We start from the raw sequence: 16,470 nt of genomic DNA, 5'->3' as shown, positions 1-16,470 counted from the left end.
GCTAAAATCCTCTAGCACTACCCTTGCCTCCCAAATCTAGCAAAATCTATGCACGAAAATCGCTTTTGACAAATCAAATATTTCATCACGCGTGCTATAATTCCCAAAATAAACCCACCTTACAAAAAGCACAAAATACTTGCAAAATAAACACTCACAAAAGGCAAATACCCACAAAGCAAACTCACAAGACTTAAGGAAATCAAATGCCACCCAAAAATCCAAGCAAAACTCAAAACAAACCCACAAACAAATCCCCAATCAAAAATGCAAAATCCACCAAGCAGTCAAATCGATACGGAGAGAAGCAAATCCAAAATTTTACCGTGCAAAAAGACTTAGAGCTATGGCAAAACACCGCACCAAACGACTATATTATCAAAATCACTTTGCCAGAATTTTGTTGCCTTTGCCCGCGCAGTGGCTACCCTGATTTTGCTACTTTGCGACTAGAGTATATCCCTGATAAATGGCTTGTAGAGCTAAAAGCTATCAAACTCTACATAAACTCCTTTATGTCGCGCCACATAAGCCACGAAGCAAGCATAAACGAAATCTACTCCACACTAAAATCCAAGCTAAAACCCAAGTGGATAAAGCTCACCGCAGAATTTAATCCACGCGGAAATGTCCACACCACTATTGAAGTTCGCAGTGATTTGGTAGTCCCCAAAAAGCCTAAATTTTAAAAAACATAGATTTATGGAAGCATATAGCGTGAAGCACTATGATACCTACAAAAACCCACCTAGCCTTTGCCAAAAATGCGCTAATATCTTTGTGGTTTTATACCTTTTTTGTTGGGGGGGGGGGAAGCAGTGTTTACGCGTTTGATTATATAGGCAGACTGCCTAGCTCTATTACGCTAAATGGTGGCGAATCGCAAACGCATAATGCAGTAATGAATTGCAGTAGTTATTGGGAATGTGTCTTTGGCGATTATTCATATAGTTTTACATATTCTACAAATGGCGATACAGATTCCACGCTAACGCTTAATGCAACATTACCACCAAATCCCGCAAGTCAACGCAAAGACAAGCCATTTTTTATAGGCACAATGACTATCAATCCACATTCAAATCTCATTATGCAAGGATTTGAATCATTCAATCTTGGAAATTCGCTAACTATCAATAGTGGCTCGCTTAGTTTTAAAAATGGCGATTTTGCTACGCTTTTTAATACAAATATACGCGTTACAAATGGTGGAAATCTTAGCATTGAGGGCAAAGGCTTTACAAATCGTGGAAGTATGAGTGCGCAAAACGCCACGATTTCAATTACGGCAAGTAGTGCACGAAATTATGGTAGCATTACCAATAATGGTGGCGATATATCCATACGCAATACAAGTATATACAACATAGGGCAAAAAGTTGCATTAGCTGGTGCTAGTCCCTCAAGTGTGGCAAATATCACAAATAATGGCGGAACGATTACAATCGGTGGTAGCGTATATAATGGCGGACAAGAAAATTCAAATATAGTGTGTCAAGTCAGCGGTTGCGGTGGTGGCAATATCACAAATTATGGCGGAACAATCACTATCACAGGACAGCTTATAAGCGAGCCAAAAGATGGGCAAAGTTCTAGTATAGGAATCTACGGTGGGACTTTGAGTGCCACAGGTGGAGTGCAAAACAAATCAGGTAGCACGCTTACAATCGGTGCGCTAAATGGAGTGATGGGTAAAATTCAAGGAAATGTAACCAACTCTGGACAAATCATCATTGACGCACAAGGCGCAAGCGGAGGAACTCATCAGTTTATCACAGGCACTCTTAAAACAGGGAGCAATATCTCTCTTATCAATGGCAATACAGAATTTGCCACTTCAAGCCTGCAAAACCAAAATAAAACCCTAACCGTAAATCTAGACACAGCCAAAATCGCTAGCTTCACTTCCTCGCTAGAGCCAAACCAAAAATCCACCCTAAACGCACTAGGAAGTCAAATCTACACTACAAATGGCGCGACTTCACCTCGCCTAACTCAAAGCGCGGATTTGCTAAACCAAAGCGCATTCACGCTCCTATCCGCACCATTTAGCCTTATAAGCATACTAAAATCAAACCTATCCTATCCCATATCCTACACAAGCCACACAAGCAAAATCAAAACAAACTCGCTAGAAATAGGCTTCATAGGAGGGATTTTGCAATCTAGTAGCAAAATATCTGGAGGAGGAGGAGGAGTTAGACTTGGGTATGCAAAAGACTTTGCAAGCTATTTTGGCAGCTCTTCACTTGAGATAGAGGCAGGATACATTTATAGCGCGATAAAAGATAATGCCACAAGCACGCTTCTTTCTTACGGCTCAAGCCTTACTTCTCACACCGCAGGAGCAGAGGCGATATTTTTCACACCACTCACTAGAGATAGCAGATTTGGGCTAAAAGTAGGGCTTGGTGGATTTATGACATTTATAGACTCAAGTAGAGAAGTAGATACCACACTTCTGTGGGGAAATCCTAGCCTAAAATCTAGTCTAAGCCTCTATCAAGTCGCGCTAGATTCTAGTGTGGGCTATGAGGTAGTGCGTCTATCAAACTTCATAGCCACTCCATATCTTGGACTTCATCAAAGTGTCAATATACTCCCTAGCTTTGCAGAATCTAGTGAGCAATCAAACACGCCACAAAGCACCTCTATCGCGCTAAAGACACAGGGCTACAAAGCCTATCATTTAGGGCTTATCGTGGGACTAGAAGCGCAACTACGCTTAAGAGAAAGGGCATTTGGTGGAGAGCGCACTGCAAATACAGCAGAATCCAAAAAAGGAGTTTTGCTAGGCAAAATCGAGTATGAATACCTAGCCTTTAGCTCCCAAAAATCCATAGATTTTGCATATCCTAGTGGGGATTTTATTAGCTTTGGCACACCTCATAGCCACAAGGTAAGAGGGGCACTTGGCTTCCAAAAAGACTTCACAAATGGCGTAACTCTAGGCGTAGAAGCCTCTATCCAATCACTAATCAGCACGCAAAGCATATCTAAAACACTTGGGCAAAGCCTATACTTCTATGGCGCAAATGCCACGGTTGGGTATAGATTTTAGTTTGGTGGGTTTGATTTAGTTTTTTGCTTTGTTTGTGTGAAGTTGTGCAAAAGTTTGCAAGAATTTTGCAAGATTTTGTGTGGAATTTTTGCGATATTTTTTACAAAAATTTGCAAGCGAAGTTTTTTCACAAAGCGACTTAATCGCGCTTAAGAAGCTAGATTCCATAAAATCTACTAAAACCTAAAAGTATATCGCACAAAGACATTGTATATATGCACATATTCAATCTTTAGATTTATACTCGCACCTGCTTCATAAAGATTCTCATTTAGCACCACAGCGGGGTAGAAAGGCACTCTGCTACCTAGCTCTATGCCGTGCCTCCTAGCGAAGTGAAATCGCACGCCCGCATTTAGTGCGACATCAAGCCTTGTATCATTTACCCTAAATCCCAAGCCATACTCTCTAATATCTTTTTTAAGCTGCTCTATTTCCTTAGCTACATAAGTATTTGCCCCCACACCACCACCTACGAAAATCCCAAAATCTATCTCTGGCTTTGCGATAAAATTCACTAGCAAATCTAAATTTGCTCCATAATTTATAAGCGTAGTGTCCTCTACCTCTCCCTCAAACCTAAACTCTGGCACATATACGCTAATCTCTCCATAAAGTCGTAGCCCCAAATAAGGATTGAAAAAATGCTTGTAGCCTAAGCTAACCCCCGTGCTAAAGCTATCAGCCTTTATCGTTGTCGCTCCTGTGGCGATAGGCACACCACCCAAGCCAAAAGTGCCACTAGATACTTGCCTAAACTCGCCATAACCGTAATACGCTCCGACAAACCCACCACTTACTTCAGCAAGGCAAGCAGTGCCACAAAATACGAAAGAAGCAAAAGCTAGAGCACAAATTCTATCAAAAAACTTAATAGCAGATTTTGTCCAAGACTTTGGAGCACAAAAGACACTCTGAAAAAGTGCAAATAAAGATTTTGGTATTTTTGTATTTGGCATTTTTATATTAGAAAGGCTTAGAGGGGGGGGGGGTGAGAGATTTTGGGGGTAATTTTTGGATTTTCATAGCCCTATCCTTGAGACAAGATTTTAGTGAAATAAAATCTATTATAGCCATTTTTTAGTTTATTATTATGTATATTTTCATTATTTTTGATAAATGCCACGCGCTTTTTATTTATGACATTTGTGCATTTTATAGTCCTGCTAGATAGTTTTGCGTGGATAGTCTTTTGTAATTTTTTAGCCGTTTTTTTTTAGCGTGATTTTTGGATTTTAAGCAAGTTTTTTAGATTTTGGCACGATTAGATTTTGTGCCAAAAGACTTTAGGTAAGTTTATGCAAATTTAAGCAAATTCCTTTAGGGCGGATTCTAGGATTTTTTGCATTTGCTTGATATGCTTTGGCTTGATGATTAGCGGTGGGGCAAAGCGCAGGGTGTTTTTGCCTGCGGGCAAGATGATTAGCCCTTTTTTGCGAGCGGATTCTATCACTTGGCTTATTTTCACGCTTTCATCTAGCTCCATACCTGCGAGTAGCCCGACACTTCGCACTTCTTTTATGAAGTCAAATTTTAGCGATTCTAGCGCGTCTTTTAGTAGCACTGCGTTTTGATTTACCCGCTCCAAAATCCCCTCTTTCTCAAAAATATCAAACACCTTGCAAACCGCCGCGCAAGCAAAAGGATTGCCCCCATAAGTGCTTCCGTGCTCGCCTTTTGTAAGCGAATTTTGCGCGACTTTTTCGCTTAGGACAAACGCCCCCACAGGCACACCACAGCCTAGTGCTTTTGCAGTGGTAAGAATATCTGGCATTATGCCGTATTGCTGGTAGGCAAACATAGTGCCACTTCTTGCCATACCACATTGGATTTCATCAAGGATAAGCAATATATCTTTGCCCTTGCAAATATGTCGCAACTCACGCAAAAACTTCGCTTTGGCAGGGAGGATTCCACTCTCGCCTTGCACGGGCTCTAGGATTATTGCGCATACTTTGGAATCTTTTTTTAAATCCTGTTTAGCGATGATTTTTTCTACACTTTTTATGTCGTTAAATTCAGCGAACTCTACCCAATCTAGCAAAGGCTTGAAGGGCTTTTGATAACTCTCATTTCCTGTAACAGATAGCGCACCCAAAGTGCGTCCGTGAAAGGAGTTTTTAAAAGCGATGATTTTGGGGTGGGATATGCCTTTGTTATAAGCGTATTTTTTTGCCACTTTTAGCGCACCTTCTATGGCTTCTGCACCACTATTTGTAAAAAACACTTTTGATAGGTTTGAGGCTTTTGCTAGCTTATTTGCAGCTTTTATCGCAGAGGTGTTGTAGTAGAGATTGGAAATGTGTAGTAATTTTTGGGCTTGCTTTTTTAGAGCATTTGTGAAGTCTTTGTGCGCGTATCCTAGTGCATTTACCGCTATGCCTGCACCAAAGTCTAGATACTTTTTTCCTTGCGTATCATAGAGATACACGCCCTTACCATAGCAAAACACAACTTCTTGTCGCGAGTATATGGGCAAAATAGCACTTTTTTGGGCTTGAGAGATACTAGAATCTTTTTTTGCTTTGCTGGGTTGTTTTGGTGTTTTATAGCTCATCGTTTTTTCCTTGATTTTTGTTTTTTGGGATTGTTGGTTTTTTGTGTTTACTATTTTTGCGTGCGGATTTATCACACAAAATTAACCACACAAAAGCTAGTCGCGCAAAATCGCCGTGCCTATACCTCTATCAGTGAAAAACTCTAATAGCAAGCAGTGCTGTATCCTGCCATCGATGATATGCACGCGCGATACGCCATTTTCTATGGCTTCTATGCAGTTTTGTAGCTTAGGCAGTATGCCTCCGCTCACGCCCTCACTTTTTAGGAGGTTTTTTGCCTCACTTATTTTAAGGATTGTGATTAGGCTTGATTTGTCGCTAAAGTCTTTATATATTCCCTCTATATCGCTTAAAAACACTAGCTTTTCTGCATTTAGCCCTTGAGCTATGGCACAAGCCGCGTCATCAGCATTGATATTATACCCCTGCCCTTTCTCATCAGCACTCACAGGGCATATCACAGGGACAAAGTCATTTTCAATTAGGCTTGTGATAAGCTTGGTATCCACAGATTCTACGCTACCGACAAACCCTATATCCTTGCCATTTATGAGCTTTTTGCTCGCCTTTAGCGTGCCTCCGTCTTTGCCACTTATCCCCACCGCCCTCACGCCAAAGCTCCCCATATAGCCCACCAAAGATTTGTTTATGTAGTTTAGCACCATTTCAGCCACTTGTAGCGCATTCTCATCAGTTACGCGGAATCCCTCCTCAAACCTCGCTTCCCCACCTAGCTTATTTATCCACTTGCTTATGTCTTTGCCACCGCCGTGAATGATGACAGGCTTAAAGCCTATGGATTTTAGCAGTGCAATATCAAGCACCACACTTTTTTTTAGATTTTCATCTTCCATAGCACTCCCGCCGTATTTGATGACGATGATTTTGCCACCAAATCGCTGAATATATGGCAATGCTTCAATGAGGATTTTGGCTTTGTTTTGGAGGGTTTGCATTGTTTAGTTTCCTATTTCTATTTATGGATTTTGGTAGATTTTGGCTTTTTGCTATCTTTGGGGTAGCTTTAGATTTTGTTTAATTTTGTAGATTTGCTAGTATTTTGCGATATTTTAGATGGGCTTAGGCAAAATTCCCACCAAGTCGCTCTCCACCTAAAATGTGAAAATGCAAGTGCGGGACTTCTTGTCCGCTGTCTTTGCCTATGTTTGTGATTAGACGATAGCCACTAGATTTTATGCCGACTCTTTCTACGACTTCTAGGATAAACTCACTCATCTTGCCCATAAGCGTAGCATCTATTTCATTGAAATCTTTTAGTTCCTTTTTTGGGATAGCTAGGATATGCACTTTTGCCTTTGGTGCAATGTCATAAAACGCCAAAAACTCATCGTTTTCATAGACTTTATTGCAAGGGATTTCGCCTTTGATGATTTTGCTAAATACGGTGCTCATTTATACGCTCCTATAAGGTTTTGCTGAAGTTTGCGCTCAAAGTTTGGCACTCACTCTTTGTGCGCATCTTTTGTATGTGGGGTTTGCAAGCATTTTATATTCCTTAAAGATTCCATAAGGATTCTAGCTTGACTAGCCAAATATCAGTGCAAAAAGCGCGATTCCTGCACTTGCAAGATTCGCTTGCTTTCTTTTTTTAGGCTATATGTTTCATCATAGGATTTTTGTATCACAGAGCGGAGCATTTCAAGTTTTGAGGCGTTTTCCTCGCCCTCTAGCATATCTAGGGCAAAGCTATAAAGCTGTATATTTTGGACAAACTCATCAAAGGCTTTTTCTCGTGCGCGGATATATTTACCCTCATCATCGATAAACTCCCCCACCTCCACGATGACGCGCTCTAGGACAAAGCTAGCGATTCCACCTAGCTTTAGCCTATCATAGAGGATATGCTTTGCTATGCCTAGCTGCTTATCCATATTGTCTTCTTTTTTGTCAGATTTGCCCATATAGATAAGCACACTTAGCACCGTGATAATCGAATCTATATCAGGTCCCAAAGAGCGGGATTTCCACCGAATGATAAACCGCTGGATTTTGGAGAAGTGTGGTAGCATTTAAGTCCTTAGATTTTGTGCGAAATATCTTGTGCGAATGTGCTACTTGAGTGCTTATTTTGAAAAATATTAGAAGTATTGATTCTTAGCTTACCTAGCCTACAAAGCCATTTGTGAAAGCTATCATAAAAAGATATTTTTTAAGTTAGGCAATATTTAGAAAATCTCATTTGAGCTGACTATCGCTGTTGTTCCACATAAATATGCCAACAAATACGCCAAATGTTACAAGCACTAAGAGAAAATCAAACATTTTTTACCCCTATGTTTTGTCTTTGATTATAAGCGCGAAGTGCGCTTATGTAGGCTTATCCCAAGTAGGTTTATCCTAAAAAGACTAGCAAAATTTATATGCGATTTTGGATTTTTGGGCTAAATGCCACAACTAGCACTACAAACACCAAGCAAGCGCACATAAGCGGGTATTATAGCATAGAAAATGAAAAAATGTATGTTATAATCCTAGCCAAAATCTCTAAAACATTTGGGAGTAAAATGAATAAGCTACACTTCATTATCAATGATATATCAGCTATCATCTCGCCAAATGTCGATTTGCCCTCTCTCATCGCATCACAAAAATCACAAAATCAAAATACACTAGATTTTGCCCAACTTCAATCTTACAAGGCAGATTTTGCCCTCTCTCATCTATCGCCTCTAGAGCGCAGGCGACTTAGCAATGCTAGCAAATGTGTTTTTAGCCTACTTCAGCCAAAAATAAATGAATGGAATCTAGGCTCTATCCCTATCGTGTTTAGCTCCACTTTGGGCGAGATAAATCGTTGCTTTAGTATGCTACTAAGCCTGCAAGATAGCTACCTACTATCCCCCACCAGCTTTTCTATGTCTGTGCTAAATTCCACCCCAGCACTGCTCGCCATAGCCCACAACAACAACGCCGAAATAAGCGCAATCTCGGCAAATCCTAGCCTAGAATACGCAATGATAAACGCTTATGTGCGATTGCAAGAAATCACATATAAAGAAGCTATAAATAAAGAATCTGCCAATAAAAACGCAGAGCACACAAACAAAGTGCTTGTGCTAAGCTACTATGAGGGGCTTGCGCGTGAATATCTAGCATACAAAGCGCAAAGCCCAAACACCCTCCCAAAAAACGCCCCAAATAAACAAAATCCACAAAAAAATGTGCCAGACTTTTTACTGCTAGCCGCCCTTGTGAGTTTGCCAAATCAGCCCCACAAGACAGATAGCGATACGGATAAAAAAGCATTTTACGCCACACTAGAGATAAACAAACCTCACACCAAAGCACCAAGCCCAAATGACTTAGAAATCATTTTAAGCGAGCTAGATTTACTAGCAGCTACAAACACTCTATCAAAAAAAGACGCCCCCAAAAACATTTCTTATAGCATTGACAACGATTCATTTAAATGGCACATAGAGCTACAAAATGCTAAATAACCACCCAAATCCACAAAACAAAATCACAAAACAAGCAAAAATAATTTGTAAAAAAATACTTGCTTTGCTTTTTGCTTGCTTTGGATTTGTGGTTTTTGGGATTATCTGTGCTAGTGGGAATCTCATCTTTATCCCAATCATCGCCCTTAGACTTCATCGCTACAAAAAAGTGCAGTATTTTAGTCGCGATTTGGTGCGCTATGCGTGGGCTTTGTTTTTGTGGATTATGCGCCTTGCAAAAAGGGTAAGTTATAGCTTCAAAGCAAACGAATCAGTAGTAGAATCAGCAGAAAAATTTGCGCAAGAATCAGCAAAAAAATCAGTAGAAAAATCCACAAAAAAATCAATGATAGAATCCAAAAATAAATCAAAAACCACGATTGATAAAATCTCCTCTGCCAAGCCTAGTCAAATCATCATCGCAAATCACCCATCACTACTTGATGTTGTCTTATTACTTGCAAATATTCCGCATATAAACTGCGTAGTCAAAGCCTCTCTAAGCAAAAATATCTTTCTTTTTGGAGCGATAAAAGCAAGTGGCTATATCCTAAACACAGCTAATGAAGAACTACTGCAAAAAAGCATAGAATCTCTAAAAAGCGGGGAATCCCTGCTGATTTTCCCAGAGGGCACTCGCACAAAAGATAAAATTTCTTTCCACAAAGCTGCCAGCTACATAGCGATACACGGCGCGAAATCTTTAAGCGCAATTTTTATCAAAATGCACCCAAAAAGCCTACAAAAAGATTCAAAATGGTATAATACGCCAGCTCAAACACTACACTACGAGATTTCGCTAGAAAGTCAAATCATCTTAGATGATTTTGCAAAAGACAAAAGCGATTCTCTAAGGGTTCGCGCACTGCACGAATATCTAGGGAATCTATACGCACCACTAAATGAATGCTAACCAAGCAACTTCACAGCACGCTTACAAACACAACTTAAGGAGAGAGAATGCAAACCGACAAACCACAAAATCAATCCCAAAATGAATTAAATCAATTAAAAGAAGAGCTAAAAAACCTCATCATCACAAGTCTAAATCTACCCGATATGAAATCTAGTGATATTGGCGATGATATGCCACTTTTTGGCACAGAGGATAACGGCTTGGGACTTGATAGCGTAGATGCGCTAGAGCTAGGACTTGCTATCCAAAAGCAATACGGACTAAAGCTAGATAGCAAGCAAGGGAATCTAAAAGAGATTTTTTATAGCGTGGCAACTCTTAGTAAATACATTACCGAACAAGCAAAAGCCTAAGCCAAATCATAAACAAGGAGTATAAATGGAAAAACAAGAAATCTTTGAAGTGCTAAAAGGCGCGTTAATTGAGCTTTTTGAAATCAAAGAAGAAAAAATCACGCCAGAGGCGAAAATCTACCACGATTTAGAGATTGATAGCATTGATGCGATTGATTTGCTTGACTTTATCCGCAAAAAAACGGGCTATCGTATGGAAGCACCTGATTTCAAAGAAGTCCAAACCCTCCAAGACATCATAGACATTGTCTACAAGACACTTAGCACAAACAAAGAATCATAAAGATTCTAAAAAATGCCAAAAATTCACAGATTTTCTTTTTTAAGCCCACTAAAAGAGGCTATGAAAGCACTCAAATTGCAAAACGACAAAGATTTTGCCAAAAAGTGCGCTCTAGTCGCGTTTAATGTAGTGTTTGTGTGCTTAAGCATTTCCTATCCGCTTGCTGTGTATTTTGGCAAAAATATTTGTGCTGTGGCAGGGGTTATGGCACTAGCTTGGGGGATAAAAGCATTTCTAAGCCAAAAAAGCCACAGCACAAACAAAACACTAAGCAGTATTTTTGCACTGCTTTTTGGGATTATATTTCTTAGAGAAGTTTTGGGTGGATTTGACGGATTTGGTGTTTTTGGTAGATTTATCGGGCTTGATGAGGTGCAAACTAATATAGTGTATTTTTACCCTGCGTGCGTATATCTTTTGCTTCTATGTGTATTTGCACTTAGCCTAAAAGGCGAGGCACTTATCACAAGATTTGCTATGCACTCACACGGTGTGCAAACCCAAAGCGAGCTACCAAAATATGTCATATCCTACACGCGCACTCTTACAAAGATTTGGATTTTGTATTTTGGGCTTAGCTCAATTATCGCTTTTATCCTAGCTCTGCTAGAGGAAAAACTTTATTGGAGTTTGTTTTGTGGTGGAATCTGCTATGTAGCTTTGGGATTGTTATTTTGTATGGAGTGGATATATCGCACCTACTACTTTATCCCTAAGCACAAAAGGCTAGATAATGTTTAAGCACTTTAGTGAAAAAATCATTTTTAGCGATTCTAAAGGAGATTCTAAAGGAGATTCTAAACGCGACAAATCCACTAAAAATTTGCAAGATTTGCGCTTAGATTCTAGCAAAATCGCTTCTATACTGCTTGCTTCCCCGCTTACTTCTAGATTTTCAAAAATAGGCATCTTTTTAGATGATACTTATGAATTTATAGCCGCACTTTTTGGCACTATTTTAGCCCACAAAGAGCCTTATTTGCTAAACTCCCCAAGCAAAGCGCAAAATGATATGCTCCTACTAGATAGCAAGTTTTTAAATAGCGAGCTTTTTAGTCAAAATCTAGTTGATAAAAATCCACCTAGCAAAAATCTAGGAGGGGGGGGGGGTGGCAACCAAAAGCTAAGTCAAAGCCTATCACAAAAGCCATTTGATAGTGGCACACAAAGCGAAATCCCACCCAAAATCCCTTTAGATAAAGCGCGATTTTTTATCCAAACTTCAGGCAGTAGCGGAGAGCCAAAATTTATCGCCAAAAATATCTACCAAATGCTTTGTGAAGCGAGGTTTTTGGCAGAATTTTTCCACCTAAATGATTACACAAAAACACAAAGCAAAGATGATATGCCGACTTTTATCGGGGCGATTCCACATAGGCACTTATTTGGGCTTACTTTTAAGGTGTTTTTGCCCCTTGTGTGCGGTGGAGTAGTGCTAAAAGAGCAGTTTTTGTATCATCACTTTTTGATAAACGCGCTAGATACACACAAAAATGTGATTTTGCTTGCCTCGCCCACCGCACTAGACATTGTGCTAAAAGACGACATAAGCAAAATCCCCTCGCCAAAGGTGATATTTTGCGCTGGCTCGCCACTAGATAGTCGCTCACGAGCTGGGCTAGAGAAGCGATTTGGAGATGATTTGAAGCACTTTGTAGAGATATATGGCAGTAGCGAAACAGGCATAATAGGCTATCAAGCACAAAAATACACCCCAAAATCTAGCACACAAAGCACATTTCACGCCTTTCCACCCGTGAAGCTAAAGCTAGATTCTAGCTCTAGGCTTGTGATTTCTAGTGCGTGGCTTGATAGTTTTGAAAGCGAAAATGCAGAATTTATCAGCAATGATTGCGCAAAAATCCATAGTGATGGCACATTCACACTTTTGGGGCGATATGATAGGATTATCAAACTAAATGAAACCCGCATAAGCCTTGACTTTGTAGAATCTAGCCTAAAAAGCTCCAATCTCATAGAAAATGTCCGTGTAGGCAAGCTAGATGGGCAAAACCGCTTAAGCGCGATAATAGTGCTAAGCGATGAGGGAAAGAAAGTGTTTAGGCTTTCTGGCAAAAAAGGCATAAAATCCGCTATCAAATCATCACTGCAATCTAATGCCCATCTTATGAGTGCATTACGGTATTTTCATATCCGCTCTTATTTGCCCTACAATGAGCAAGGCAAAATCACACTAAAAGCATTCAAAGATTGCGTTAATGCAAAGATTACCCCCACATTTTGTCTAATAAGCCAAAATATTTCAAGCAATGAAGTCAAAACCTGCACGCTTGAAGCATACATTGATGAGGGGTGTTTTTATTTCGATGGACATTTTGCTGATTTTCCTCTTGTCCCGGGATTTGTAGAGCTAGGATTTGCACTTGATTGCGCTAGTGAATATTTGGACACTACACTAGAGTCTATCAGCAAAATCCAAAGTGTGAAGTTTTCTAGCTTTTTGCGCCCTTGTGATAATGCTAGGCTAGAGCTAGAGAGAAGTCAAAATCGGCTTGTTTTCACACTCTATGCAAATGACAAAATCTGCTCTAGTGGCAAAATAGAGCTGAAAGAAAGCAAGCAATAATGAATAAAAAAAAATAAGTCAAATCAATATTTGGTGTGAAGAATTTGCAAAATAAAATTGGGAAGAAAAATGCAAGATAAAAAATGGCAAAATAAAAAATGGTATGAGAAAAACGAATGCGCAAGCAGCTTTTGGCTAAAGGTTACAGTCGTGCTTGTAGGTTGTTTTTATCACCCATTTTTACTCCCGATTTTGAAGCTATGTATAGCGTTTGTAACGGGAGTGTATTTTGTATTTTCGCCAAATGAGAGGCACAATATCGCAAGATTTTATGAGAATTTAGACACTTTCCAAAAGAGCAAAAATCCAAGCGAAAATCCAAAACCTAGCAAAAAATCAAGCATACTAAAACAAATAGCGCAAATGTCGCAAAAACTAACAAAAACCTGCCACAAAAATTATCAAGTGTATAGCAATTTTTATGAGTTTGGTAGCGCAATATGCGACAAAATCGCTGCGTGGCTAGGCAAAATCAACCACAAAGACATAGAAGTGCACAATATGGAAGTTATCAAAAACGAGCTACTAACCTCCAAAGAATCCAAAAAAGGGCAGATTTTGGTGGTAAGCCATTTTGGAAATATCGAAGTTTGCAGGGCATTGCGAAATAATATAGGGGGAATCCCACTTGTCATTTTGATGTATGAAAAAATAGCTCAAGATTTTATCGCCCTCCTAAAAGGACTAAGCAACCACAAAGAATCAAATACTACGCAAGATAGTATCACAAATGCAGGCATAATGCTTGTAGATGATTTGGATATGGATTCTCTCTTTAGACTAAAAGACTTGCTAGAAAATGGCGTGAATATCGGTATTATGGGAGATAGAGTAGCTATATCACACTCTAGCAATAGCAAAAATGCCAAGTTTGACTTTCTAGGCAAAAGTGCTTACTTCCCACAAGGAGCGTTTTTGCTAGCAGGGGTGCTAAATGCCAAAATCTCAATGCTATGGTGTGAAAAAATCAAAGGCAAATACACAATCAAGCTAGAGCAAATAAGCCAAGCACCTGTCGTTTTTGGGCGAGAATCCACAAAAGAAGCCCAAATAAAAGAGCTTATGCAAAAATATGTAGATTCTCTGCAAAAAAGAGCGATAGCAAACCCAAAATCGTGGTTTAATTTTTATGATTTTTGGGGCAACCAAACATAGTCTTAAAAAAGCTATAATGCAGACACAAATATTTGGCAATAAAATCTAAAAGGAGAATGAAATGAATGTGGCAAAAATCGTGCTTATCGCAAGTCTATGTGCACTATCAAGTGCTTTTATGCTAGCAAAGTCAGGCGCACAAAAAGAAAAAAACGGCTACTCAAAAGAATATAGACAATACAGCATCACAGACGCTCTAAAAAGCGATGAAGCAAAAGCTAGACTAACTCCTAAGATAGAGCTTTACTTCGGGCTAGGAAATCTAGGAAGCAAAGAGATTATCGCAGGGTTTGCTGAAGAAAATCACAAAAACGCTCTAAAACATTTTAGTAGTATAAAAAGTGCTTGTGATGAAGCGTTTGTAATCACCCTAGCCAAGCTCCAGCAAAAAGTCCAAGAAGCGGGTGGTAACTCTGCGGTAAATATCGTAAGCCTAAATAGCAATAGCACACAAGAATATGAATGCTTAGTGCGTGCCTTAGATGTCAAAGTAACGCTTAAAGCGTCATTTGCGAAGTAATTTTGCACAAAAAACTTGTGTAAAATTTATAAAAATCACAAATATTTTTTTGTAGCAAAATCTAAAAAGGAGTGAAAATGAAAAATGCAATAAAAATTGCATTGTTTTTGACTTTTGGTATGCTTTCTTGTCTTGTCGCAAAGAGTGAGTTGCACTATTTTAACTTACAAAAAGCCCTAAATAATGAGCAAGTCAAAGCAAAACTACCTCAAAGCGTAGAATTCACTTTCGGACTAGGTAGTGGGGAGGGCATACAAATCATCTCACAAAATCTGCAAATCACACAACGACACAAACGAACTTTTGCCAACTCTTTGAGTATGGAATATTCTTGTCAAATGGCATTAGCCAAAGCACTCACAACCCTTGCAAATAGGGCAAATATGCTACAAGCAAGCAAGGTAGTAAATATTGTTGGCTACACAAATTCTAAAGGCATAAAAGGTGTTTTTAATAGCACTGAAAAATTTGAGTGTCTAGTAAGACATTCAAAAGTCAAAGTAACCTTGCAAGCAGATTTTGCCAAATAACCCCAATAAACCTTAAAAGAAAATCTATGGCACACATAACCAAAAAATACGACTTCATTGCGGAGTTTTTTGATATAGATTCTATGGGTGTTATGTGGCACGGAAACTATGTGCGATATATGGAAGCAGCAAGGTGCAGGTTTTTAGATGAAGTTGGGTTTAGCTACCTAAAGATGAAAGAAGCAGGATTTGCCCTGCCCGTAGTCAAGCTAGATTGCAAATATATCGCACCCATAGAGTTTAACAAACGATTTTGCATAGAAGTAGAACTACTAGAATTTGAATGCTTTTTTAGGCTTGGGTATAGGTTTGTAGATATAAGTGGTGCTAGGCTATGCCAAGCGCACACTTCCCAAGTGGCGATTTTGCTAGAATCAAAAGAGACTTGCCTATATCTACCAAGTGAATTTAGAGAATCTCTAAGTGCTTTTATAAACCACGCCAAATAGCATTTAGCTAGCTTGATTTGTGCTAGTTTGTAGTATATTCTGCATTTTTCTAGTTTGACTTTTAAATATATTTTAGATAGAATCTTTCTTGTCAATCTCGTTGATGATTAAGCGTTCATCTGTAAAAGTTTGGTTGTAACGGAGATGTTCAAACTTGGGAGATTGATACACTATTTTCCCGCTTTTTATCTTATTGCTTATAGTGTTTGACTTTTTGGGTGCATTGCTTATTATAACTAGCCCTGATTCAAATTCTCTCCCTACACTTGTAAAGAAAATCCTTTCATTTATATTTTTTGCAAAAATAACATTTTCATCGTGATATATTATTATATCTGGATTGTCAAGCGTTTGCTTGATTTGTAGAATATACTGCAATCTATCCTTTTGTGCGAGTTTTAGCAAACTACCCTTTGTAAGCCTTATATCCTTGCCTTGCAAAGCCCTTTTTATCTCATCGCTATATTTGGGTGTATAAATATCATCAATAGAATCTAGCCCAAAAGTTTGTAGCCACATTTTTTGTGCCTGTTTGCCTAGTAACTTTTTATTGCCCTGCTTATCGACAAACGCCAATCCTGTCATCTGTTTACCTTA

General features: G+C 39.1%; 18 protein-coding genes. 12 read left to right on the top strand and 6 right to left on the bottom strand.

Features of this window, described 5'->3' with window-relative positions; translation table 11 throughout:
* Window positions 1-206: 206 nt before the first annotated feature.
* A complete protein-coding gene (gene queF / locus HMPREF2086_RS02185; RefSeq protein ID WP_023927100.1) occupies window positions 207-689 on the top strand; it encodes a preQ(1) synthase in 483 nt (160 codons plus the stop codon).
* A 38-nt stretch (window positions 690-727) separates the two neighbouring features.
* Window positions 728-3,061 (top strand): autotransporter outer membrane beta-barrel domain-containing protein, encoded by a 2,334-nt coding sequence (locus tag HMPREF2086_RS02180; protein WP_023927099.1) that lies wholly within the window; start codon window positions 728-730, stop codon window positions 3,059-3,061.
* 176 nt (window positions 3,062-3,237) lie between these two features.
* On the opposite strand, the gene HMPREF2086_RS10605 is transcribed toward HMPREF2086_RS02180, so the two are convergent.
* The 5 genes from HMPREF2086_RS10605 to HMPREF2086_RS02155 all read right to left on the bottom strand — a co-directional run bounded on the left by HMPREF2086_RS10605 (window position 3,238) and on the right by HMPREF2086_RS02155 (window position 7,649).
* A complete protein-coding gene (locus HMPREF2086_RS10605) occupies window positions 3,238-4,020 on the bottom strand; it encodes an outer membrane beta-barrel protein (protein WP_023927098.1) in 783 nt (260 codons plus the stop codon).
* 347 nt (window positions 4,021-4,367) lie between these two features.
* On the bottom strand, window positions 4,368-5,567 hold the full coding sequence (locus HMPREF2086_RS02170; RefSeq protein ID WP_034560738.1) for an aspartate aminotransferase family protein: 1,200 nt from the start codon (window positions 5,565-5,567) through the stop codon (window positions 4,368-4,370).
* Between the two features lie 147 nt (window positions 5,568-5,714).
* Complete coding sequence (argB, locus tag HMPREF2086_RS02165) at window positions 5,715-6,575, bottom strand: acetylglutamate kinase (RefSeq protein ID WP_023927096.1); 861 nt, start codon at window positions 6,573-6,575, stop codon at window positions 5,715-5,717.
* A gap of 124 nt (window positions 6,576-6,699) precedes the next feature.
* Window positions 6,700-7,032: a histidine triad nucleotide-binding protein gene (locus HMPREF2086_RS02160; RefSeq protein WP_023927095.1), complete on the bottom strand. Its 333-nt coding sequence runs from the start codon at window positions 7,030-7,032 to the stop codon at window positions 6,700-6,702.
* A 143-nt stretch (window positions 7,033-7,175) separates the two neighbouring features.
* Window positions 7,176-7,649 (bottom strand): hypothetical protein, encoded by a 474-nt coding sequence (locus HMPREF2086_RS02155; protein WP_023927094.1) that lies wholly within the window; start codon window positions 7,647-7,649, stop codon window positions 7,176-7,178.
* Window positions 7,650-8,000: 351 nt separating this feature from the next.
* On the opposite strand from HMPREF2086_RS02155, the gene HMPREF2086_RS10600 reads away from it, so the two are divergent.
* The 10 genes from HMPREF2086_RS10600 to HMPREF2086_RS02105 all read left to right on the top strand — a co-directional run bounded on the left by HMPREF2086_RS10600 (window position 8,001) and on the right by HMPREF2086_RS02105 (window position 15,873).
* On the top strand, window positions 8,001-9,080 hold the full coding sequence (locus tag HMPREF2086_RS10600; protein ID WP_023927093.1) for a beta-ketoacyl synthase chain length factor: 1,080 nt from the start codon (window positions 8,001-8,003) through the stop codon (window positions 9,078-9,080).
* Window positions 9,070-9,993, top strand: coding sequence for a lysophospholipid acyltransferase family protein (locus HMPREF2086_RS02145; protein ID WP_023927092.1), 924 nt, complete (start codon window positions 9,070-9,072; stop codon window positions 9,991-9,993). The genes HMPREF2086_RS10600 and HMPREF2086_RS02145 overlap by 11 nt, the downstream gene beginning before the upstream one ends.
* A gap of 47 nt (window positions 9,994-10,040) precedes the next feature.
* Complete coding sequence (locus HMPREF2086_RS02140) at window positions 10,041-10,349, top strand: phosphopantetheine-binding protein (protein ID WP_023927091.1); 309 nt, start codon at window positions 10,041-10,043, stop codon at window positions 10,347-10,349.
* A gap of 25 nt (window positions 10,350-10,374) precedes the next feature.
* Entirely contained in the window at window positions 10,375-10,632 is a 258-nt protein-coding gene (locus tag HMPREF2086_RS02135; protein ID WP_023927090.1) for an acyl carrier protein, read from the top strand.
* Between the two features lie 12 nt (window positions 10,633-10,644).
* Entirely contained in the window at window positions 10,645-11,373 is a 729-nt protein-coding gene (locus tag HMPREF2086_RS10595; RefSeq protein ID WP_023927089.1) for a COG4648 family protein, read from the top strand.
* Window positions 11,366-13,219: an ApeI family dehydratase gene (locus tag HMPREF2086_RS02125; RefSeq protein ID WP_023927088.1), complete on the top strand. Its 1,854-nt coding sequence runs from the start codon at window positions 11,366-11,368 to the stop codon at window positions 13,217-13,219. Before HMPREF2086_RS10595 ends, HMPREF2086_RS02125 begins: the two co-directional genes overlap by 8 nt.
* Window positions 13,220-13,288: 69 nt before the next feature.
* The gene (locus HMPREF2086_RS02120; protein ID WP_023927087.1) at window positions 13,289-14,374 is read left to right on the top strand and encodes a hypothetical protein; all 1,086 of its coding nucleotides are present in this window, start codon (window positions 13,289-13,291) and stop codon (window positions 14,372-14,374) included.
* Window positions 14,375-14,435: 61 nt separating this feature from the next.
* Window positions 14,436-14,894, top strand: a complete 459-nt coding sequence (locus HMPREF2086_RS02115) for a hypothetical protein (RefSeq protein WP_023927086.1) — start codon at window positions 14,436-14,438, stop codon at window positions 14,892-14,894.
* Window positions 14,895-14,971: 77 nt separating this feature from the next.
* Entirely contained in the window at window positions 14,972-15,424 is a 453-nt protein-coding gene (locus tag HMPREF2086_RS02110) for a hypothetical protein (RefSeq protein WP_023927085.1), read from the top strand.
* A 26-nt stretch (window positions 15,425-15,450) separates the two neighbouring features.
* Window positions 15,451-15,873, top strand: a complete 423-nt coding sequence (locus HMPREF2086_RS02105) for an acyl-CoA thioesterase (RefSeq protein ID WP_023927084.1) — start codon at window positions 15,451-15,453, stop codon at window positions 15,871-15,873.
* 72 nt (window positions 15,874-15,945) lie between these two features.
* On the opposite strand, the gene HMPREF2086_RS02100 is transcribed toward HMPREF2086_RS02105, so the two are convergent.
* Window positions 15,946-16,458 carry a PBECR2 nuclease fold domain-containing protein gene (locus tag HMPREF2086_RS02100; RefSeq protein ID WP_023927083.1) on the bottom strand — a complete coding sequence of 171 codons (513 nt, stop codon included), beginning with the start codon at window positions 16,456-16,458 and terminating at the stop codon, window positions 15,946-15,948.
* Window positions 16,459-16,470: the final 12 nt, after the last annotated feature.

The organism is Helicobacter macacae MIT 99-5501, from assembly GCF_000507845.1.
Lineage (GTDB): Bacteria > Campylobacterota > Campylobacteria > Campylobacterales > Helicobacteraceae > Helicobacter_B > Helicobacter_B macacae.
This window is presented reverse-complemented; position numbering and strand designations above follow the sequence as displayed.